Genomic DNA, 20300 nt, shown 5'->3' on the forward strand with positions numbered 1-20300 from the left:
CCCGGTGCGACTCCTCCTCGACCTCGACGGCACCCGCTCCGACATCGACCTCGGCCGCCACCGCGACTCCGCGACACTCGGCGAGCTGATCGCCACCGCCACCGGGCACCGCCTCCCGCCCGGGACGGCCCTCGCCGTCGACACCGCCCTGCACCCTGTGGAGACCCGGCTGGCCGATCTGCTGCTGCTCGAGGGAACGCGGATCGCCCGCTCCCCCCTGCCCGGACCTGCCGCGGCCCGCGGGTGGACGGCCGTGCTGTCGGGCGGTCTCGGCGCGGGAGCCGTGGTCGAGATCCCGCGGGGCCGTGCGCTGATCGTGGGCCGCTCCCCGCACGCCGACGTCGTCCTCGACACGGCGAGCGCCTCCTGGGAGCACTTCTCGGTGACCCGCGAGGGCGACGGCCTGCGGGTGCGCGACGCCGACAGCACCAACGGCACTCTGGTCGACGGCGTCTCCGCGACGGGGGACGGGGTCCTGGTCTCCGACGCCGTGGTCGTGATCGCCGGTGGGGCGGCTCTCCGCCTGCGCCCCGCGCCTCCCGAGCTCCTCGCGCCCGAGCCGGGGAGCACGGACAACGTCACCGCGACGGCGACCGTGCCCTTCAACCGGCCGCCGCGACCGGGACGTCCGGCGGCCGGCGAGGCGGTCGTCCCGCCGGCCCGCCTCGAGATCGCCTCCGCCACGACCTTCAGCGTGATCACCGTCGCCGCGCCGCTCGTCCTCGCCTTCGCGATGGTCCTCATCATGGGCGATGCGCGCTACGCCCTCTTCGCCGCGCTCAGCCCCGTGGCCGGGGTGGGCATGTGGTTCGAGCAGCGGCACCGGCACGCCCGAGCGACCCGGTCCGAGGAGCAGCGCTACGGCGAGGCGCTGCAGACGCTCCGCGACGCCATCGCCCGTTCCGCGCGTGTCGAACGGGCCCGCCTCGAGGAGGACGCGCCCGACCCGGCGACGACGATCCGCCGGGCGGCGCTGCCCGCCACGTCGCTGTGGCAGCGGCGCGCGACCTCCGCCGATGTGCTCCGCCTGCACATCGGCGTCGGCGACGTCCCGTGGTCTCCCCCGCTCGATCAGCGCGGAGTGCCGCGGCTCGAGGAGGAGGTGCGCGCGATCCTCGCGGTGAGCGTCGTCCCGAGCGCGCCGGTGTCCATCGATCTCGCGGACTCGGGCGTCGTCGGGATCGTCGGCGACCGCGAGGGCGGCCTCGCTCTGGCGAGGAGCCTGCTCTGCCAGGCGGCGGTCCACTGCGGTCCGGCCGACCTGGCGATCGGGGTGTTCTGCGACCGGCGACGCGACTCCGACTGGAGCTGGGCCTCCTGGCTCCCCCACACGCGTCTGCCCGGGGGCGGACGCCGCCTCTCCGACCGGCGCGACCGCAGCTCCGAGCTCCTCCGCGCCCTCCGCGACGAGGACTCGCCGCGCGTGCTCCTGGTGCTCGACTCCGACGTGCTGACCGAGGGACGCGCCGCTCCGGCGCGCGAACTCCTCGGACTCGGCCGCGGCGAGCGCGAGGCGGCGACCCGGATCTCCGGCCTCGTCCTCGCGGCGTCGGAGGAGCAGCTCCCCGCCTCCTGCACGGTCGTCGTCCGGGTCGGAGCGGACGCCTCGGCGCTCCTCTCCCGGCCCGACGAGCGGATCACCGTCGAGGACGTGGTGCTCGCCGGTCTCGCCTCCTCCACGGCCGAGCGCTGTGCGCGCGACCTGGCGCGCTTCGAGGACCCGGAGCTCGTCACCGCGGGGGCGGCCCTCTCCGCGCTCGTGCGGCTGCCGCCGCTCCTGGGCGCCGATCGTCCGACCGCTGCGGACGTCCGGGGGTGGTGGTCGAGCGCCCGGGGCGTGCGCGCGCCCGTCGGCTCGTCCGAGCACGGTCCGCTCGTGCTCGATCTCGTCGCCGACGGCCCGCACGGCCTGGTCGGCGGCACCACGGGCTCAGGCAAGAGCGAGTTCCTGCGCTCCTTCGTGGCCGGCCTCGCGGCCTGGAACGATCCGACGCGCCTCACCTTCGTGCTCATCGACTTCAAGGGGGGTGCGGCGTTCGCGTCCTGCGAGCGGCTCCCGCACACGATCGGCACCATCAGCAACCTCGACGCCCAGCTCGCCGACCGCGCGCTGCGCTCGCTCCAGGCCGAGATGCGGCGTCGTCAGCGGCTCTTCGCCGCCGCCGGCGAGGGTGTCGACGACCTCGACGCGTACTGGGCCACCTCGCCGCCGGAGCCGATGCCGCGGCTCCTGCTCGTCGTCGACGAGTTCGCCGTTCTCGCGAAGGAGCATCCCGACGTCCTGACGTCCCTCGTGAGCGTCGCCGCGGTCGGCAGGACGCTCGGCGTGCACATGATCCTCGCCACCCAGCGTCCGGCCGGAGTGGTGAACGACGACATCCTCGCCAACACCAACCTCCGCGTCGCCCTCCGGGTGCAGAGCCGGGACGACTCCGCCGACGTGATCGGAGTCGCGAGCGCGGCCGGGATCTCCCGCTCCCAGACCGGCCGGGCGTACGTGAAGCGGGGCCAGAACGACATCTCGCCCGTCCAGACGGCGCTGGTCACCGGTCGCGCGGAGGCGGCGGCCGTCGAGGCGATCGAGGTCCGCCCGGTCGGACCCACGGGCGTCCCCGTCGAGGGCCCCTCCCCGGTCGCCGCCGACGAGACGGCCCCGACCGATCTCGACCTCCTGATCGACGCGGTGGTCGAGGCGGACGCCGCTTCGGGCTTCGGCCCTCCCCGCCCGATCTGGCCGGAGCCGCTCGAGGACGCCGTGGCCCTCAGCGGGTTCGGTGCGGAGGAGTCCGACCTCGGTCGCGTCGTCGGCGACGTCCTGCACGTCGCACTCTCGGACGACCCCGACCGGCAGCGCCGGTCGCCGACCGGCTGGGATCTGGGCGAGGGGAACCTGCTCCTCATCGGCATCCCCGGCAGCGGCACCAGCACGGCGCTCGCGTCGATCGCACTGACGGCCGCCCGTCATTTCCCCCCGGACGAGCTCGACCTCTACGTCCTCGATGCCGGTTCCCGCGACTCCGCCCCGCTCGCGCGACTCCCGCACACCGTCTCCTACGCCGGAGCAGGTGGCGGATCCCACGAGAAGCAGACCCGGTTCCTCCGTCACCTGCGCGACGAGGTGCGCCGGCGCCGAGCATCGCCCGGGGGCCACCGGCGTGCGCTGGTGCTCATCGACGGACTCGCGACTCTGAAGGACGAGTTCCAGGACTGGGAGGGCCTGGCTCTGATGGAGGCGTTCGCCCACGCCTACGCCGACGGACCGGAGCTCGGCCTGCACTTCGCGGTGACGAGCACCCGGGCGAGGGCTATCCCCTCGGTGATGGAGGAGGTCACGACGCAGAAGTGGCTGTTCCGCCTCGCCGACCCGCAGGACTACGCCGCCGCCGGGGTGAAGCCGGTGCAGGCGCCGGCAGCGGTGCCGGGGCGCTGCTTCATCACCTCGTCGCTCCTGCAGACGCAGGTCGCGACTCCGAGGGCCGGTCTCGACGACGCGATCGCCGAGCTCGCGGCCGCCTGGCCGGATGCGCGCGGCAGGACGAGCACGGTCGGCACGCTTCCCGACAGGGTCGCCGTGAGCGCACTCGGGATCGAGGCCCGCTTCGATCGCGAGCCGTGGCTGCTCCCGATCGGCCTCGGCGAGTCGGACCTCGCCCCGCTGGCGTTCCAGGTCTTCGAGGGCGAGCACGTCGTCATCGCCGGACCCGCCCGATCGGGCAAGTCGACCGTGCTGCTCGCCCTGGCCGAGGCGGCGCGGGCCGCCGGCTCGGTCGCCGTCTGGGGAGTGTGCGATCGACGCTCCCCGCTGAGGGGCGCCGACCTCGACCGACTCGCCGTGGGCGCGGAGGAGCTCCGCACCCTCCTCGCGTCGCTCTCGACGGAGGAGGGCCCCGTGCTGCTCCTCCTCGACGACGCCGAGCGCTGGGACGACACCGACCAGGCGCTGATGAGGCTGGTCTCGTCGGGTCGCCCGGGACTCTGCGTCGTGCTGGCCGGCCGGTCGAGCGAGCTCCGCAGCCATTTCGGGAACTGGACGAAGAAGGCGGCGGCCTCCCGCTCCGTGCTGCTGCTCCAGCCCGACGTCGACAACGACGGCACTCTCCTCGGCGCGCAGATCCCGCGGCGCTTCCCCGTCCCGCCCACGGTGGGCCGGGGCTTCGTCAGCCTCGACGGCGAGATCCACTTCGTGCAGTCGGTCTCGCCGACGCCGGCGGACGGCGGCTGATCAGCGCCCTCGGGCGGGTGATCGCGCCTCCGCCACCGAGTCGATCGGCGCGTCCTCCTCGAGAGCGCTCCGATCACTCCGAGACGCACCGATGGAGGTGCGCGGAAGAAGGAGCGCGGCGACGACGAGCACGTCCCGCCCCCGCTCGCCGGAGCACGCAGGGGCGGGACGGCCGGTCAGCTCCCTCCGCCGGCGGCGAAGATGTTCTGCGAGATCGTCGCCAGCTGGCTGCGCAGCTCCTCGAGCTCCTGCTTGGCCTTCTCGAGGGCCGACTTCGTCTCCGGCCAGGTCGACGAGCGGAACTGCGAGGCCAGCGGACCGTCCCAGACGTTCGGGTCGGACAGTGTCCGCCCCTGTGCGTCGAGGCGGCTGATCTGATCGGCGAGGCCGCCGTTGACGATCGACTGGATCTGCTGGATCGCGGACTTCGCCTCGTCGGTCGAGAGAACACGTGACATTGGTCGCACCTTTCTACCCCTGCGGACGGGACCGTCCCGCCCGCTCCCCACTCCACCGTGGTTTCATGAGGATGTCTCGTCATGGTAGGAGGCGAGACCGCGCAGACGGCGCGCATGGCGTCGACGGCTCGACACTGGCGCGAGAGGTCGACTCACTCGCGAGTGGTGATCGCGAAGGGACTGCTCGAGAGGTCCGAGAACGCGCCCACTCGGGCGCGCAGCTCGCAGGACGGAGTCACCGTGAGGGCGGTCACCGTCAGCCCGTCGGACGACACGGCGACCGCGCCGCCGCAGCCGTCGCTGAACCGCACGCCCTCCACTCCGCCCGCTATCGCGTCGAGCATGCTGCTCGCCGGCGCGGACGACGGCGTCGCGAGCAGGGGGTTCACGGGGTCGGCCCCGCTCGGCCAGACCGGCACCAGCGTCACCGGCAGCGGGGTCCGGCCGACCGTCCGCGCGGGAGTCTCGATCCGCACATCCCGCAGCCGCTGCACGGGATACGCCGTCCCGGTGACCGCAGGGTCGGCCACGGCCTGTGCCGTCGCAGACGCTGCCGCCGCCAGCCACCCGTCCAGGGCGCTCTGCTCGGCCACCGCGATCGGCACGGTCGCCGTGACGTCGACGATCCCCTGCGCCGGGACGTGCAGGTCCGTCAGGCTCCAACCGCAGCCGACCCCGACTCCGGTGACGCTCGGCCGGTTGCGCACCGCCGTCACTCCGGACCAGCTGGCCGCGGGGCACGCCGCCGCGGCGTCCGGGCCCGGCAGCACCTCGAGGAAGGACCCCGAGAGGGGCGCGCTCTGGGCGGAGTAGGAGATCTCGACGACCACGGCCCGTCGCTCCGCGTCCCAGGTGGCCGATCGCGTCACTCCGAGGCCCGTCGGCAGCGGCCGGTCCTGCTGCCGGGCCGACAGGTCGGCATCCGGCGCCGAGGCCCGTGCTCCGCCGCCGCGCGGCTGGACGGCGAGGAGCACCGCCCCGATGAGCAGGACGCCGGCGCCGAGGGCGGCGAGGATCATCCGCAGACGTCCGCCGCGCCCCCGCCGAGCTGGAGCCTCGAACGGCCGTTCCACCAGGCGCAGCTCGCGGCGCGGCACCGGGCGGAGCACGGTCGCCTGCGACGACGGGCCGAGCTCGGGAGCGGGCCCCTCCTCCACCGGCTCCGACGACATCTCCACCGCCATCCCGCGGAGGACCGTGCCCGGGCGCTCGGCCTCCTCGAACTCCGCCGCGCCCGCCGCGAGCGGCAGCGCCGGCAGCCCGGCCAGCGCCGGGGAGAGGCGTCGCAGGATCCCCGCCGCCTCCGCAGCCGTCGGCCGCGACGCCGGATCCTTCGCGAGCATCCGGTCCAGGAGCGACGCGAGCCGCGGCGGCAGCTCCAGCGGCGGCGGGAGCATCGCGACATGCCGGTAGGCGACCGCGACGTCGGCGCCGGGGCCCGCGAACGGGGTCCGGCCGCACAGCAGCTCGTAGAGCAGGATCCCCGTCGAGTAGACGTCGCTCGGCGGGCCGGCCGCTCCGGTGGCGAGCATCTCGGGCGAGAGGTACTCCGGCGTCCCGATGACACCCGTCGTCGCGCGCGGCCCCTCGGCGACCACGTGAGCGATGCCGAAGTCGGAGACGCGGACGGCGGAGCCCGCATCGTCCGCACCCTCCGCGAGCAGGACGTTGTCGGGCTTCACGTCCCGGTGGACCGTGCCGATCGCATGCGCGGCGGCGAGAGCGTCGAGGATCGAGGCCGCCACGGGCAGCGCATCGACCGCCGGGAGGGTGCCCTCGTCCCGCAGCAGCTCCCGCAGCGATCCGCCGCCGACGAGCTCCATCACGATCCCGAGCGTCTCCCCCTCCACGACGAGGTCGAGCACCTCCACGACGTGCGGGTGCAGCAGACGGGTGAGCACCGACCTCTCACGGACGAACCGCTCGACCAGGCCCGCGTCGTGCACGTGCTCACCGCGGAGGAGCTTCGCCGCGCGGTCCGGCCCCTGCGCGTCGGCGACGCGCCACACCTCGCCCGCGGCACCCGAGCCGATCCGCTCGAGCAGGCGGTAGCGCGCCCCCAACGGATCCCCGGCACTCCTCGCCATGCCGCCTCCCGCTCTGAGCTTCCGTCATCTTCGAGAGGAAGCGTAGCGGAGACCGCTCGGGCGGATCAGCGGTGGCGCATCGGCCGGATCAGAACCCCTCGTTGGCGCGCGGTGCGTAGTCGGCGCCCAGCGCCTCCAGCTCGTCGGCGGTCAGCTCCACGTCCAGCGACGCGACCGCGTCGTCGAGGTGGTGGAGCTTCGTGGCTCCGACGATCGGAGCAGTGACCGCCTCCTGCTGCCGGACCCAGGCGAGCGCCACCTGCGCACGGGGCACGCCGCGCTGCTCGGCGATGCGTGCGACGGTCGCGACGGTCCGCCGGTCGGCCTCCTCCTGCTGGCGGTAGAGGGTGCCGCCGAAGACGTCGGTCTCGGTGCGCGCCGTGGTCTCGTCCCAGTCGCGGGTGAGCCGGCCCCGGGCGAGCGGCGACCACGGGATCACGCCGACTCCCTGGTCGACGCAGAAGGGGTGCAGCTCGCGCTCGTCCTCGCGCTGGATCAGGTTGTACTGGTCCTGCATCGAGACGAACCGCGTCCAGCCGCCCAGATCCGCGGTGTACTGCGCCTTCGCGAACTGCCACGCCCACATGCTCGAGGCGCCGATGTAGCGCGCCCTGCCCGAGCGGACGACGTCGTGGAGCGTCTCCATCGTCTCCTCGATCGGCGTCTCGGGGTCCCAGCGGTGGATCTGGTAGAGGTCGACGTAGTCCGTGCCGAGACGTCGGAGGCTGTCGTCGATCGCGCTGAGGATGTGCCGCCGCGAGAGGCCGCCGCCGTTGGGGCCGGGGCGCATCCGCCCGTGGACCTTCGTGGCGATCACGACCTCCTCGCGGACCGCGAAGTCCGCGAGCGCCCGGCCGACGAACTCCTCGCTCGTGCCGTCGGAGTAGACGTCCGCCGTGTCGAACGTGGTGACGCCGAGCTCCAGCGCCCGCCGGAGAAAGGTCCGCGACTCCTCCTCGCCCATGCTCCAGCCGTGGGCCCCGCGGTCGGGAGCGCCGAAGCTCATGCAGCCGAGGACGATCGAGGAGATCTGCAGGCCGCTGGAGCCGAGTCGGGTGGAGTCCATGCGCGTCGCTTCCGTGTCGAGGAGGGGGTCCCTCCAGCGTCGCACCCGGGAGCGGCGGCGCGCCAGCCGTCCGGCTACACGGCCGGATCGCGACGAGTGGCGGCGACCACGCTCGGGAGGAACAGCGCGACGACGGCTAACACGGCCGGCGCCAGCAGCGCCCAGCCGATGTCGGGCACGGCGTACTGGCCCTGGAAGGCGCCGAGCGCCACGGCCATCATCACCAGCTGGATCGTCAGCGCCGACGCGCGCATCCAGCCGCGCCGTCGCACGGCGCCGAGCGTCGTCGCGGCGGCCCAGCACACGGCGATCAGCGCGAGGACGACGATGGCGATCCCTCCGCCGACCGTGTCGGCCCGGGTCGTCAGCAGCTCGAGCACGAGCCACGCCGCGACCCCGGCCACGGCGAGCGTCTCGAGGGCCAGGACCGCGATCAGCACCACCAGACCGAGCGGCCGGGAGGCGGTCGGGCGGGGTCCGCGGGACCCGTTCGCGTCAGCGGTCACAGGCACATCCCATCCAGGACTCTTGATTCGGGCTCATCCCCGTGACAGGCTAGTCCAGTTCGTTTCACCGCTCACAGGGTCGTGGGTTTCCGCCGATGTGAACATCCGATCCCGCCGTGCCGTCAGGCACGGGGGCGAGCCGGATGACCAGCACTGGAGCCGGGCGGCCGACGCAGTGCTCGCGCATCGCGTCGAGTGCACCGGCAAGAACCGAGCGTTCTCCCGTCCACCACCCCGATCCACCCCGCGCTCCAGCACGGGGCCTCGTGGCGTGCGCCGGTGAGGGCGCGGAGGTCGAGTACTGGTCGGGATCGTCGGCGTGGATCGATCATCCCACCCGAACACTGCGTGGTTCCTCCACGCACGCCTTCACACAAGGAGCACCCGCATGGACTGGCGCGACAAGGCCGCTTGCCTCACCGCAGACCCCGAGCTTTTCTTCCCGGTCGGCAACACCGGCCCGGCCGTGGACCAGATCGAGAAGGCGAAGTCGGTGTGCGCACGCTGCACCGTCACCGAGGTCTGCCTCCAGTACGCCCTCGAGACCGGCCAGGACTCGGGCGTGTGGGGCGGCCTCAGCGAGGACGAGCGTCGCGCCCTGAAGCGCCGCGCCGCCCGCGCACGCCGCGCCTCCTAGGCGCACGAGCCGCTCGGCGGCACGAACGATCCCGACCCCCGTCGCCTCTCGGCAGCGGGGGTCGCGTCGTCTCCGGGCTCAGGAGCGGGCGCGCTCCAGCCACCGCAGCGGCACCTCGATGGTGACCTCGGTGCCGCGCCCGACCAGCGTGTGCCAGTCGATGGTGCCGCCGAGCTCGCCCTGGATGAGCGTGCGCACGATCTGCGTGCCCAGGCCCGATCCGACCTTGCCCTCCGGCAGCCCGACGCCCGTGTCGCGCACCTTCACCGTGAGCTCGTCATCGCTGCGCGAGGCGACGATCTCCACGTCGCCCTCCCGTCCGGCCAGGCCGTGCTCGACGGCGTTGGTGACCAGCTCGGTCAGGGCGAGCGCGAGCGGAGTCGCGTACTCGCTGGGCAGGTTGCCGAAGCTCCCCGTCAGCTTCGGGTGCACCGTGGTGTTGTGGGTCGAGGCGACCTCGGCGATCAGCAGCAGCACCCGGTCGAAGACCGCGTCGAAGTCGACGTTCTGGTTCAGCCCCTCCGAGAGCGTGTCGTGCACGACCGCGATGGCGGCGACGCGGCGCATCGCCTGCGTGAGCGCCTCCCGGGCGAGGTCGGAGTGGGTGCGCCTGGCCTGGATCCGCAGCAGCGAGGCCACGGTCTGCAGGTTGTTCTTCACGCGGTGGTGGATCTCGCGGATCGTCGCGTCCTTGGTGATGAGCTCCCGCTCCTGGTGGCGCAGCTCCGTCACGTCGCGGCACAGGACGACGGCGCCGACCCGCTCGCCGCGGTCGCGGATCGGGATCGCGCGCAGCGACACCGTCACTCCGCGGGCCTCGATGTCGGTGCGCCACGGCGCCCGGCCGGTCACGACCAGCGGGAGCGACTCGTCGATGACGACCTTCCCCGCGATCAGCTTCGTGGTGACCTCGGCGAGCGACTCCCCCTCGAGCTCGTCGGCGAAGCCGATGCGGTTGAACGCCGAGAGGGCGTTGGGGCTCGCGAACGTGGTGACGCCGTCGACGTCCAGGCGGATCAGTCCGTCGGACGCGCGCGGCGCCCCGCGACGAGGACCGGTCGGCGCGCCCAGGTCCGGGAAGTCACCCGAGGCGATCATCGAGAAGAGGTCGTTCGCGCAGTCGTTGAACGTCAGCTCCTGCCGGCTCGGCGTGCGCGTCTCGCTGAGGTTGGTGTGGCGCGTGACGACCGCGATGGGGCGGTCCGTCGTCCCGCCGTCGGAGGCCCCCAGGCGGCGCAGGACGGGCACCGCGCGCACGCGGGTGGGCGTCTCCTCGAACCAGTCCGGGGCGGAGGTGTCGACGATCCGCGCGGTCTCGAACGCCTCGACGACCTGGGCGCGCCACTCCGACTTGATCCTCTGCCCGACGAAGTCGCGGTAGAAGAGCGTCGCCGCGCTGCTGGGGCGCGCGTGGGCGACGGCGACGAAGCTGTCGTCGGCCGTGGGCACCCAGAGCACGATGTCGGCGAAGGCCAGGTCGGCGAGCAGCTGCAGGTCGCCGACGAGCAGGTGCAGCCACTCGACGTCCGCTTCGTCGGATCGGCCGTGGGAGAGGACGAGGTCACTGAGGGTCGACACCCGACAAGCCTAGGGCGCGGCCGGGCGGCGCACGCCGGGCTCGCTGTCCACAGCTCGGGACGGCCGACGATTATCCACAGTCTGCGCCCCTGCCTTCCATGAGCATCCCTCGACTGCTTCGATGAGGTCGTCCTCGCGTGCCGACCCAGCGCGCCCCGCCCGTCGAGCAGAGAGGTGACCCGGACCCGTGAACAGCTCGTCCTGCCCCAGGAGATCGCCGCATGAGCCTTCCCCTCCACGCCTTCGACTACCGCACCCTCCCCCTCGACCCCGAGGCGGCCGTGGAGCGGCTCACCCTCGCGGAGTTCTTCGCCCCGCAGCCTGCGACCCGCGCGGAGCTGCCCGAACCGGAGCCCCTGCTCGCCCGGCTCACGCACCTCGTGATCGAGATCCTCGAGGGCTCGCGCGAGATCGACCAGATCGCGCGGTGGCTGAGCGACGAGGTCTACCACCACCTGCAGAAGCGGGTCGTGCTCGCGGCCCGCGCCCGCAGCCTGCGGAAGCGGACGGCGCAGCGCGTCCCGTTCACGGTCGGACGGGTGATCGTCACGGAGCCGCGGGACGGTGTCGTCGAGGGAGTCGTGCTGGTGCATCACCGCGCACGGAGCCGGGCCGTCGCGATCCGGCTCGAAGGCACGGACGCGCGCTGGCGTGCCACCGCGATCAACGTGCTGTGAGGAGCGGGTCAGCGCTCCCGGGCGGCCGCACCGGCCGGGAGCACGATCTCCACCCCCCTGTCGCGCAGGGCCTCCTCGAGCTCCGGGGGCCGCGGTGACGAGATGATCCGCGCGACCGAGCTCCGCGACCTCCTCGGGGACGGCTTCACCGCCGCCGACTACGACTGCGTCGGCGGACTCCCTCCCCAGCCCGGCTCACAAGCGGTGTGCGCAGCGGTGGAGTCGACGCTCGAGGCCTGCTGCGTCCCCGGGCTCGTCCTCGAGACGGACCGGCCGACGACGATCGGCCTCGGCGACACCTTCGCCGGCGGCTCCGTCTCGGCCCTCGCGCGCGGCGAGTCCTGACGGCGGGCGAGGCGGGGTCCGAGCCTCCGCAGGAACGCCGACGGCCCCGGACACCCGCTGCTGCGGAGCCGGGGCCGTCGGCGTCGTCCGGGGAGGACTCAGCGGCGCTTGGACTGCGCGCGTCGCTCCTCGCGGTTGGCGGGGGCGTCCGAGCCGCCCGGCTTCTGGCCGAAGGCGCCGGTCGTCGGAGTCTCCTCCGCCTCGCCCTCGGGGAGCGCCTTGCGGGCCTCCTCGGCGCGGGCCTTCGCGGTGGCCGCCTGCTGCACCTGTCCGCGCTGGTCGCGGACCTCGACGCCGCCGGTGTCGCTCGGGGCCGAGTAGCTGAGCTTCTCGGCCGGAGCGACCGGCTGAGCGAGGCCCTTGGCCGCGACTCCGGCGACCTCGCCCTGCTTCTGGGTCACCTCGACCTCGAGGTTGAAGAGGAAGCCGACGGTCTCCTCGCGGATCTGCCCCATCATCTGCTGGAACAGGGCGAAGCCCTCGCGCTGGTACTCGACCAGCGGGTCGCGCTGGGCCATCGCGCGCAGGCCGATGCCGTCCTTGAGGTAGTCCATCTCGTAGAGGTGGTCGCGCCAGCGGCGGTCGATCACCGAGAGCACGACACGGCGCTCGAGCTCGCGCATGGCGGGAGAGCCCAGCTGCTCCTCGCGGCGCTGGTAGGCGAGCTGCGCGTCCGAGAGGATCTCGCGGCGCATGAACTCCTTGTTGATGCGACCGCGGCTGCCCGCCTCCTGCACCACCTCGTCGATGGTGAGGCTGATCGGGTACAGCGTCTTCAGCTCGGTCCAGAGGGCGTCGAAGTCCCAGTCGTCGCCGTTACCGTCGCCGGTGTGCACCTCGAGGATCTCGTCGATCACGTCGACGAGGAACTTCTGGGTGCGCTCGTGCAGGTCGTCGCCCTCGAGGATGTGGCGGCGGTCCGAGTAGATCGCCTCGCGCTGGCGGTTGAGGACGTCGTCGTACTTGAGGACGTTCTTGCGGATCTCGGCGTTGCGGGCCTCGACCTGCGACTGGGCGCTGCGGATGGCGCGCGAGACGACCTTCGACTCGATGGCGATGTCGTCCGGGACGTTGCCGCGGCCCATGAGCGCCTCGGCGGCGCCGGAGTTGAACAGGCGCATGAGGTCGTCGGTGAGCGAGAGGTAGAAGCGGCTCTCCCCCGGGTCGCCCTGGCGCCCCGAGCGTCCGCGGAGCTGGTTGTCGATGCGGCGCGACTCGTGGCGCTCGGTGCCGAGCACGTAGAGGCCGCCGGCGGCCTGGACCTTCTCGGCCTCCTCGCCCACCTTCTCCTTGACGGCGGCGAAGACCTCGTCCCACGCGGCCTCGTACTCCTCCGGAGTCTCGGAGGGGTTCAGGCCCTTGGCCGTCATCTCGGAGACCGCGAGGAACTCGGCGTTGCCGCCGAGCATGATGTCGGTGCCTCGACCGGCCATGTTGGTCGCGACGGTGACGGCGCCGAGGCGGCCGGCCTGGGCGACGATGGCCGCCTCCCGCGCGTGGTTCTTGGCGTTCAGGACCTCGTGGCGCACGCCCTTCTTGGCGAGCAGGCGCGAGAGGTACTCGCTCTTCTCGACGCTGGTCGTGCCGACGAGGACCGGCTGCCCGGCCGCGTGGCGCTCCGCGATGTCCTCGACGACCTGGGCGAACTTGACCTGCTCGTTCTTGTAGACGAGGTCGGCGTTGTCGATCCGCTGCATCTTGCGGTTCGTCGGGATCGGGACGACGCCGAGCTTGTAGGTCGACATGAACTCGGCGGCCTCGGTCTCGGCCGTTCCGGTCATGCCGGAGAGCTTCGCGTAGAGGCGGAAGTAGTTCTGGAGCGTGACGGTGGCCAGGGTCTGGTTCTCGGCCTTGACCTGCACGCCCTCCTTCGCCTCGATGGCCTGGTGGATGCCCTCGTTGTAGCGGCGTCCGGCCAGGATGCGGCCGGTGTGCTCGTCGACGATCAGGACCTCGCCGTTCAGCACGACGTAGTCCTTGTCCTTCTTGAACAGCGCGCGCGCCTTGATGGCGTTGTTGAGGAACGAGATCAGCGGGGTGTTCGCCGACTCGTAGAGGTTGTCGATGCCGAGGTAGTCCTCGACCTTCTCGATGCCGGGCTCGAGGACGCCGACGGTGCGCTTCTTCTCGTCGACCTCGAAGTCCTCGCCCTCGTCGAGGCGCTTGGCGAGGTTGGCGAACTCCGCGAACCAGCGGTTCGCCTCGCCCGACGCCGGTCCGGAGATGATAAGCGGGGTGCGGGCCTCGTCGATGAGGATCGAGTCGACCTCGTCGACGATGGCGTAGAAGTGGCCGCGCTGGACCATGTCCTGCGCCTGCCACGCCATGTTGTCGCGGAGGTAGTCGAAGCCGAACTCGTTGTTCGTGCCGTAGGTGATGTCGGCCGAGTACTGCTCGCGGCGCTGCTCCGGGGTCTGGCCCGAGAGGATCACTCCGGTCGTCATGCCGAGGGCGCGGAACACGCGCCCCATCAGCTCGGACTGGTACGACGCGAGGAAGTCGTTGACCGTGACGATGTGCACGCCGCGGCTGGCGATCGCGTTGAGGTAGGCCGGGAGGGTCGCGACGAGCGTCTTGCCCTCTCCGGTCTTCATCTCGGCGATGTTGCCCAGGTGCAGGGCGGCGCCGCCCATGAGCTGCACGTCGAAGTGGCGGAGGCCGAGCGTCCGGCGCGAGGCCTCGCGGACGGCGGCGAACGCCTCCGGCAGCAGGTCGTCGAGGGACTCGCCGTTCGAGTAGCGCTCGCGCAGCTCGACGGTCTCGTTCTTCAGCTCCTCGTCGCTGAGGTGCGTGAAGTCCTCTTCGAGGGCGTTGACGGCCTTCGCGTAGTTCTCGAGGCGGCGGATGACCCGCCCCTCCCCGACGCGAAGGACCTTTTCGAGGACAGAGGCCACGGGGTACTCCAAAAAAGTAGAAGACAGGAGTCGCGCGCCGGAGCGCGGACCGCGACCAGCCTAGCCGGGGCGGGCGGCGAGCGGTCGGGGCGACGCGTCCGCCCTGGGCGGACTCCCTGCCTGGGCACGGGGAGGGCCCCGGAGCGGATGCTCCGGGGCCCGGGGTCGGATCTCAGCCGGCGGCCTGCTCGGCGAGCTCGTCGGCCTCGTCGCCGAGGCCGATGACGCCGTAGTCCCAGCCCTTGCGGCGGTAGACCACGCTCGGGCGGTTCGTGTCGGAGTCGATGAAGAGGTAGAAGTCGTGTCCGACCAGCTCCATGTAGTCGACGGCGTCGTCGACGGTCATCGAGACGGAGGCGAAGACCTTCTTGCGGATGACGACGGGGCAGTACGGCTCCTCGACCTCGTCCTCCACCGGCTCCGGCGCCTCCTGCACGGGGATGACGCCCGTGCTCAGCTGCTCCAGCACCGCCGCGTCGGCCGGCTGGATGGCGACGACGCTGAAGTCGTCGGCGGCCGCGTCGCGGAGCGAGGTCGGCCGATGCTGGCCCCGATGGACCTTCTTCCGGTCCTTGGCGCGTCTCACCCGTTCGAGCAGCCGGCCGATGGCGACGTCGAACGCCGCGTACTTGTCGGCTCCGCTCGCCTCGGCCCGGACCACGGGCCCCTTGCCGATCAGCGTCAGCTCCACGCGGTCGCCGCCGGCCGAGCCCTTGCCCTCGGCGTGCCTGCTCGCCTTGATCTCGAGTGCGAGAGCACGATCGGCGAGGTGCGCCACCTTGTCCGACTTCTCCGTCGCGTACGCGCGGAAGCGATCGGTGATGTCGATGTTGCGTCCTGTGATGTCGATGTCCATGACAACCTCCCAGTCGAGTACGGCGTGCCGCCTTTCTCCGGGGCGGACCGTTCACGCCGTGCCCCCACCGTAGACCCCGGCCACCGGATCGTCACCGGGAGTTCGTCCGGATTCTGCTGCTACGTTCCCTCCTCGTTGCGCGGTGCCGGCCAGGGCCGCCGCTGCCCGGACCGTCCCGCCGGCCGCACGCACGGCGCGCCGGAGCTCGAGCAGGGTCGCGCCGGAGGTGACCACGTCGTCGACGAGGACCACCGGCGGCCACGACGAGAGCGGACGGCGGGCGCGGAACGCCCCGTCGAGGTTGCCGCGCCGCTCGACGCGGCCGAGCCCGACCTGGTCGCGGACCATCCGCGACCGCCGGAGAGGACGCGCCGCCCGCCCTCCCGCCGCGGCGACCAGCTGCGCGACGGGATCGGCGCCCCGCCGCACGCGGCCGAGCCAGGAGCCGGGCGGGACGACCAGGATCGCGGGGCTGCCGGCGAGCGCCGCGCCGAGAGCGGGACGCAGCAGCGCGCCGAGCGGGGCGAGGCTGGCCGTGCGGCCCTCCTCCTTCAGCGCGACGACGAGGCGGCGCACCGTGCCCTCGTACGGGGCACCGGTGACGACGAGGAGCGGATCGTCCGGCGGTCCGACGACGCGGGTCAGCAGGCAGGCCGAGGCGGCCGCGTCGGCCGAGCAGTCCGGACAGGGCGCCCGGCTCGTCGGCTCTCCGCAGGCGGGGCACTCCAGCGGGAGGAGGACGGCGAGGGCGTCGAGCAGGTGATCGGAGAGCATGCCTCCACGTTCGCCGTCCGGGCCGCGGCGCGGTGGGTGGATCCGTCGGATCGGGACGATCCGCCCGCCCGACGCGCCTGGGGAGGAGCATCCGGGGAGCGCCGTCGTCGACAGGGCTCGTCGTCGCCGACAGGACCCGTCAGGACCCCATGCCGGTCTGCGTCACGAGCAGCCGGATGTCCGTCGCGGTCGTCTGCCAGGCCGAGCCCCGTTGCTGCCGGAGCTCCCCGCCCTCGGCGAGGATGCGGACCTGGGTCGAGGTGTTGCCCGCGGCGATCTGGACCGTGCCCGTCGTCGTGCCGAGCGCCGTGGCGCCTCCGCCGAGCAGGTTCATCGTGACGGCGTCCTCTCCCGTCGAGCCGCGCACGACCGACACCACGTCGAGCTCGTCCGTCCAGGCCGCGGCGACCGCGGTCCCCAGGGTCGAGCGGAGGACGACCGGCTCGCCGACCGCCACCGGGTCGCCGTCCCGTGAGCGGGTGATGCCGGCCACCAGCACCGTGGCCTGCTGCCCGTCCTGGGCGAGCGCCAGCATCCGGGTGCCGTCGCGCGACACGGCGATCGAGGCGAGCGACTCGACCTCGCTCCAGGCCGTCGCGACCTGCATCGAGCGCGAGCCGTCCGCGGAGTACGCCACCAGCTGCCCGGGCGAGGCCGACGGCACCGACCAGACGTACCCGAGCGGATCGATGGACGGCGCGACGAGGCCCGACCGCGCGTCGAGGAGGACGTCGGCACCGTCGGGCTCCACGAGGCTCACGCCCGCGGCGGTGAGCACGGCGGCCGATGCGTCCGAGTCGGCCCCGCGCTGCTCGCCGAGGACCGCGGCCCGCGGCTGCAGCGCCTCGATCCGATCCGAGATCCCGAGGCCGGCCAGCCCGGAGGAGCCGAGGAATCCGAAGGCGTCGTCGGTCAGCACGAGCGGCCGGGTGTCGACGCGGGGCGAGGTCGGCAGGCCGGTGACCTCGGAGGGGACGTCGATCGGGTTCTGCTCGACCGAGAGCGCGACTCCGGTGACGTTCGAGACGTTCGCAAGGCTCCGGTTCAGCTGCAGGGCCATCAGCCGCCACTGCGCCGGATCGGCCTCGAGAGCGGCCGGGTTCAGGTCGACCACGGCGCGCTGCGACTCGACCGGGACGGTCTCGGCCGCCAGCGTCGTCCCGGTCGGGAAGGCCGACACGACGGCGGCGGAGTCCCGCAGCCACGGCGTGGGGCCGCGCAGCAGCTCGGTGACGATCGTGGTGCTGGTGGAGCTGTCGGCGCGCGAGGCGAACCAGCGCAGGTCCGGCACGAGGTACTGGTATCCGGGGTCGAAGAAGTAGAGCGCGTGCGTCGAGAAGACCTGCTCGAAGGTGGTGCGGTCGATCACCACGCCGCTCGGCGGCGCGCTGATGCGCCACTCGCCGTTCTCCTGGACGAAGCCGTAGTCGAGGGTCAGGCCGGCCGTGGTGGCGACGTCGGTGTAGACGCCGGTCGCGTCGACCTCGGCGACGGGCGTGATCGTCAGCGAGAGCGTGGATCCCGACTGCGGCGAGGCGGAGCGCTGGCCCTCGTCGACCGTCACGTGCTCGCCCGGCGTCCAGTCGGCTCCGGTGGAGAGGAACTCGCGGGCGATCTTGTAGTTGTTCTGCGGGCTCGACGCGGCGTCGATGAAGCCGGTCAGGATGTCGCGCTGCGACGCACCGACGGCGGGTCCCGACGGGAGGAAGTCGTACTGGAGGTCCTGCGGCGCGGTGTCGGGCCGTCCGACTCCGACGTCGCCGTCCCGCGGGATGCCGGCGCACCCGGCCAGCCCGAACGCGAGCAGCGCGGCGGCCGCGACGGCGCGGAGGACGCCGCGCCTCACGGGAGCACCCCCGCGGCCCCGACCGGAGGAGCCTGCAGCGGCGGGAGGACGATCGGGCCGCTGTAGGCCTGCTCGCCCGCGTCGACCGGGGGCAGCGGGAGCGGCGAGGCCTCGATCCGCTCGCCGCGGTGCCGGGGCACGGTCAGGCGGAAGCAGGCGCCGCGATCGGGCACGGACCAGACCTGCAGCCAGCCGTGGTGCAGGGCGGTGTCCTCCTGCGCGATGGAGAGGCCGAGGCCGGTGCCGCCGAGCGTGCGGCGGCGGGACGGATCGGCGCGCCAGAAGCGGTCGAAGACGCGCACCACCTCCTCGCTGCTCATGCCGTGCCCGTAGTCGCGCACGGCGAGGGCGACCGCGCTGGCGTTGCTGTCGACGGTGACGACGACCTCGCGGCCGTCGCCGTGCTCGATCGCGTTGCCCAGCAGGTTGCGGACGATCCGACGGATGCGGCGCGGATCGAGGTCGGCGTCGAAGTAGCCGCCCGGGGCGGAGAGAGTGAGCCGGGAGCCGTTCGCCTCCGCGATCCCCCGCATCGCCTCGATCTCGTCGCCGGCCAGCTTCACCAGGTTGACCGGCTCGAGCTCGAGCTCGGCCGACCCCGCGTCGTGGCGGGAGATCTCGAGCAGGTCGGCGAGGAGGCTCTCGAAGCGGTCGATCTGGCTGTGCAGCAGCTCGACCGTGCGCTCGGCGACCGGGGCGAAGTCCTCGCGCTGGTCGTAGAGCACGTCCCCGGCCAGCTTCATCGTCGTCAGCGGCGTCCGGAGCTCGTGCGAGACGTCCGAGACGAACCGCTGCTGGACCTGGCTGAGCGTCGCGAGCTCGCTGATCCGGTCCTGCAGGCTGTCGGCCATGCCGTTGAAGGACCGGGCGAGGGTCGCGATCACGTCCTGGCCCCGCTCGGGGATCCGCACGTCGAAGTCGCCGGCGGCGAGGCGCTGGCTCGTCTCGGCCGCGACCCGGACCGGGGCGACGACGATCCGCACGACGACCCAGCTGACCGCTCCGATCAGCAGGATGAGCAGGATCCCCGCCACGTTGAGCACCTGCTGCACGAACTGGAGCGTGCGCTCCGCGTCCGCGAGGGAGTAGCCGATGTACAGCTCGTAGCGCCCGGCCGAGCTCGGCAGCTCGAGGGTCGAGCCGACGAGGATGCCGGGCTGCTGCTGACCGGAGGCGTCGAGCGTCACCGACTGCCAGTACTGCCCGTCGGAGCCCGCCTGCACCCGCTCGCGCAGCGCGTCGCTGATCACGCCGTTCTGCAGCTCGCGGTTGTAGATGTCCTGAGGCGCCAGCGAGGACGCCTCCTGGTCGGGCGAGCGCACGACGGCGATCAGCGCGGAGGAGGAGGCGTCCCGGACGGCGGTGCGCACCGAGCTCATCACCTCCTCCATGTCCTGGCGGGTGGAGACGGTGGCGGCGTCGAGGTAGCCCTGCGCGGCCCGGGTCGCGCGCGACGTGTCGCCCGTGACCTGCGTCAGCCGCGACTGGAACAGGTTGTCGCTGATGCTGTACGAGAGGTAGACGCCGGTCGAGCCGATGGCGATGCCGCTGAGCAGGACCGTGATCGCGACCGCGCGGAACTGCAGCGACGTGCGCCACACCCCGAGCACGCGGCGGGGCCACCGGCGCACGTCGGGAGCGGCGAGGCGCGGCACGGTCAGCCCGGGAGGACGGCGCCGGCGCGGTAGCCGACGCCGCGCACGGTCATCACGATGCGGGGGTCGTCCGGGTCCTTCTCGACCTTGGCGCGCAGGCGCTGGACGTGCACGTTCACGAGGCGGGTGTCGGCCTTGTAGTGGTAGCCCCAGACCTGCTCGAGCAGCATCTCGCGGGTGAAGACCTGCTGGGGCTTGGAGGCGAGGGCGAGGAGGAGGTCGAACTCGAGCGGGGTCAGGCCGATGCGCGTCTCGCCGCGGCGGACCTCGTGGCCGGCGACGTCGAGGCTCAGGTCCCCGACCTGCAGCACCGCGTTCGCGGCGGCGGTGGCGGGACGCAGGCGCGTCCTGATCCGCGCGACGAGCTCCTTGGGGTCGAACGGCTTGACCATGTAGTCGTCGGCGCCGGACTCGAGGCCCTGCACGACGTCGGAGGTGTCGGACTTGGCCGTCAGCATGATGACGGGGACGCCGGACTCGGCGCGGATCGCGCGGCACACCTCGATCCCGTCGATCCCGGGCAGCATCAGGTCGAGCAGGACCAGGTCCGGCCGGGCCCGCCGGAAGGCCTCGAGGGCGCCTGAGCCGTCCGCGCAGAAGGAGACGTCGTACCCGTCGGCGCGCAGGACGATGCCGATCATCTCGGCCAGGGCGGCGTCGTCGTCGACCACCAGAATGCGCGCGCTCATCGGTCTGCTC

Annotated in this window: 15 protein-coding genes; 4 read left to right on the forward strand and 11 right to left on the reverse strand. The window is 72.8% G+C overall.

Annotation, left to right across the window (positions count from 1 at the left end; all coding sequences use genetic code 11):
* The first annotated feature begins 4 nt into the window (after positions 1 to 4).
* Complete coding sequence (locus C5C95_RS06975) at positions 5 to 4222, forward strand: FtsK/SpoIIIE domain-containing protein (protein ID WP_104324120.1); 4218 nt, start codon at positions 5 to 7, stop codon at positions 4220 to 4222.
* 176 nt (positions 4223 to 4398) lie between these two features.
* On the opposite strand, the gene C5C95_RS06980 is transcribed toward C5C95_RS06975, so the two are convergent.
* The 4 genes from C5C95_RS06980 to C5C95_RS06995 all read right to left on the reverse strand — a co-directional run bounded on the left by C5C95_RS06980 (position 4399) and on the right by C5C95_RS06995 (position 8339).
* On the reverse strand, positions 4399 to 4680 hold the full coding sequence (locus C5C95_RS06980; protein WP_104224124.1) for a pyrophosphorylase: 282 nt from the start codon (positions 4678 to 4680) through the stop codon (positions 4399 to 4401).
* A 152-nt stretch (positions 4681 to 4832) separates the two neighbouring features.
* Positions 4833 to 6767 (reverse strand): serine/threonine-protein kinase, encoded by a 1935-nt coding sequence (locus tag C5C95_RS06985; RefSeq protein WP_104324121.1) that lies wholly within the window; start codon positions 6765 to 6767, stop codon positions 4833 to 4835.
* An 88-nt stretch (positions 6768 to 6855) separates the two neighbouring features.
* A complete protein-coding gene (locus C5C95_RS06990; RefSeq protein WP_104257096.1) occupies positions 6856 to 7833 on the reverse strand; it encodes an aldo/keto reductase in 978 nt (325 codons plus the stop codon).
* A 74-nt stretch (positions 7834 to 7907) separates the two neighbouring features.
* Complete coding sequence (locus C5C95_RS06995) at positions 7908 to 8339, reverse strand: hypothetical protein (RefSeq protein ID WP_104266808.1); 432 nt, start codon at positions 8337 to 8339, stop codon at positions 7908 to 7910.
* Positions 8340 to 8727: 388 nt separating this feature from the next.
* Here C5C95_RS06995 and C5C95_RS07000 point away from each other — a divergent pair, with 388 nt between their 5' ends.
* The gene (locus tag C5C95_RS07000) at positions 8728 to 8976 is read left to right on the forward strand and encodes a WhiB family transcriptional regulator (protein ID WP_055788231.1); all 249 of its coding nucleotides are present in this window, start codon (positions 8728 to 8730) and stop codon (positions 8974 to 8976) included.
* A 78-nt stretch (positions 8977 to 9054) separates the two neighbouring features.
* Here C5C95_RS07000 and C5C95_RS07005 read toward each other — a convergent pair whose 3' ends face one another.
* A complete protein-coding gene (locus tag C5C95_RS07005) occupies positions 9055 to 10554 on the reverse strand; it encodes a sensor histidine kinase (RefSeq protein WP_104224128.1) in 1500 nt (499 codons plus the stop codon).
* A gap of 221 nt (positions 10555 to 10775) precedes the next feature.
* Between C5C95_RS07005 and C5C95_RS07010 the strand changes: the two genes are divergently transcribed.
* Positions 10776 to 11231, forward strand: coding sequence for an Rv3235 family protein (locus C5C95_RS07010; protein WP_219812255.1), 456 nt, complete (start codon positions 10776 to 10778; stop codon positions 11229 to 11231).
* Between the two features lie 102 nt (positions 11232 to 11333).
* On the forward strand, positions 11334 to 11576 hold the full coding sequence (locus tag C5C95_RS07015; protein ID WP_104324122.1) for a hypothetical protein: 243 nt from the start codon (positions 11334 to 11336) through the stop codon (positions 11574 to 11576).
* Between the two features lie 98 nt (positions 11577 to 11674).
* Here C5C95_RS07015 and secA read toward each other — a convergent pair whose 3' ends face one another.
* From secA to mtrA, 6 genes are all read right to left on the reverse strand, one after another.
* Positions 11675 to 14470 carry a preprotein translocase subunit SecA gene (secA, locus tag C5C95_RS07020; protein WP_104225488.1) on the reverse strand — a complete coding sequence of 932 codons (2796 nt, stop codon included), beginning with the start codon at positions 14468 to 14470 and terminating at the stop codon, positions 11675 to 11677.
* A 172-nt stretch (positions 14471 to 14642) separates the two neighbouring features.
* On the reverse strand, positions 14643 to 15326 hold the full coding sequence (gene hpf, locus C5C95_RS07025; RefSeq protein WP_104224131.1) for a ribosome hibernation-promoting factor, HPF/YfiA family: 684 nt from the start codon (positions 15324 to 15326) through the stop codon (positions 14643 to 14645).
* A 51-nt stretch (positions 15327 to 15377) separates the two neighbouring features.
* The gene (locus C5C95_RS07030) at positions 15378 to 16100 is read right to left on the reverse strand and encodes a ComF family protein (RefSeq protein WP_104255254.1); all 723 of its coding nucleotides are present in this window, start codon (positions 16098 to 16100) and stop codon (positions 15378 to 15380) included.
* A gap of 139 nt (positions 16101 to 16239) precedes the next feature.
* A complete protein-coding gene (locus tag C5C95_RS17405; protein WP_104324123.1) occupies positions 16240 to 17946 on the reverse strand; it encodes an LpqB family beta-propeller domain-containing protein in 1707 nt (568 codons plus the stop codon).
* The gene (gene mtrB / locus C5C95_RS07040; RefSeq protein ID WP_244230606.1) at positions 17943 to 19577 is read right to left on the reverse strand and encodes an MtrAB system histidine kinase MtrB; all 1635 of its coding nucleotides are present in this window, start codon (positions 19575 to 19577) and stop codon (positions 17943 to 17945) included. The genes C5C95_RS17405 and mtrB overlap by 4 nt, the downstream gene beginning before the upstream one ends.
* 26 nt (positions 19578 to 19603) lie before the next feature.
* Positions 19604 to 20290 carry an MtrAB system response regulator MtrA gene (mtrA, locus tag C5C95_RS07045; protein ID WP_104224133.1) on the reverse strand — a complete coding sequence of 229 codons (687 nt, stop codon included), beginning with the start codon at positions 20288 to 20290 and terminating at the stop codon, positions 19604 to 19606.
* Between the last annotated feature and the right edge of the window lie 10 nt (positions 20291 to 20300).

This window comes from Rathayibacter sp. AY1B7 (assembly GCF_002932735.1).
GTDB lineage: Bacteria > Actinomycetota > Actinomycetes > Actinomycetales > Microbacteriaceae > Rathayibacter.

Coding starts and splice junctions, on each gene's coding strand:
- C5C95_RS06980 (WP_104224124.1), bottom strand. CDS start 4,680: ATGTCACGTGTTCTCTCGACCGACGAGGCGAAGTCCGCGATCCAGCAG.
- C5C95_RS06985 (WP_104324121.1), bottom strand. CDS start 6,767: ATGGCGAGGAGTGCCGGGGATCCGTTGGGGGCGCGCTACCGCCTGCTC.
- C5C95_RS06990 (WP_104257096.1), bottom strand. CDS start 7,833: ATGGACTCCACCCGACTCGGCTCCAGCGGCCTGCAGATCTCCTCGATC.
- C5C95_RS07000 (WP_055788231.1), top strand. CDS start 8,728: ATGGACTGGCGCGACAAGGCCGCTTGCCTCACCGCAGACCCCGAGCTT.
- C5C95_RS07010 (WP_219812255.1), top strand. CDS start 10,776: ATGAGCCTTCCCCTCCACGCCTTCGACTACCGCACCCTCCCCCTCGAC.
- C5C95_RS07015 (WP_104324122.1), top strand. CDS start 11,334: ATGATCCGCGCGACCGAGCTCCGCGACCTCCTCGGGGACGGCTTCACC.
- hpf (WP_104224131.1), bottom strand. CDS start 15,326: ATGGACATCGACATCACAGGACGCAACATCGACATCACCGATCGCTTC.
- C5C95_RS07030 (WP_104255254.1), bottom strand. CDS start 16,100: ATGCTCTCCGATCACCTGCTCGACGCCCTCGCCGTCCTCCTCCCGCTG.
- mtrA (WP_104224133.1), bottom strand. CDS start 20,290: ATGAGCGCGCGCATTCTGGTGGTCGACGACGACGCCGCCCTGGCCGAG.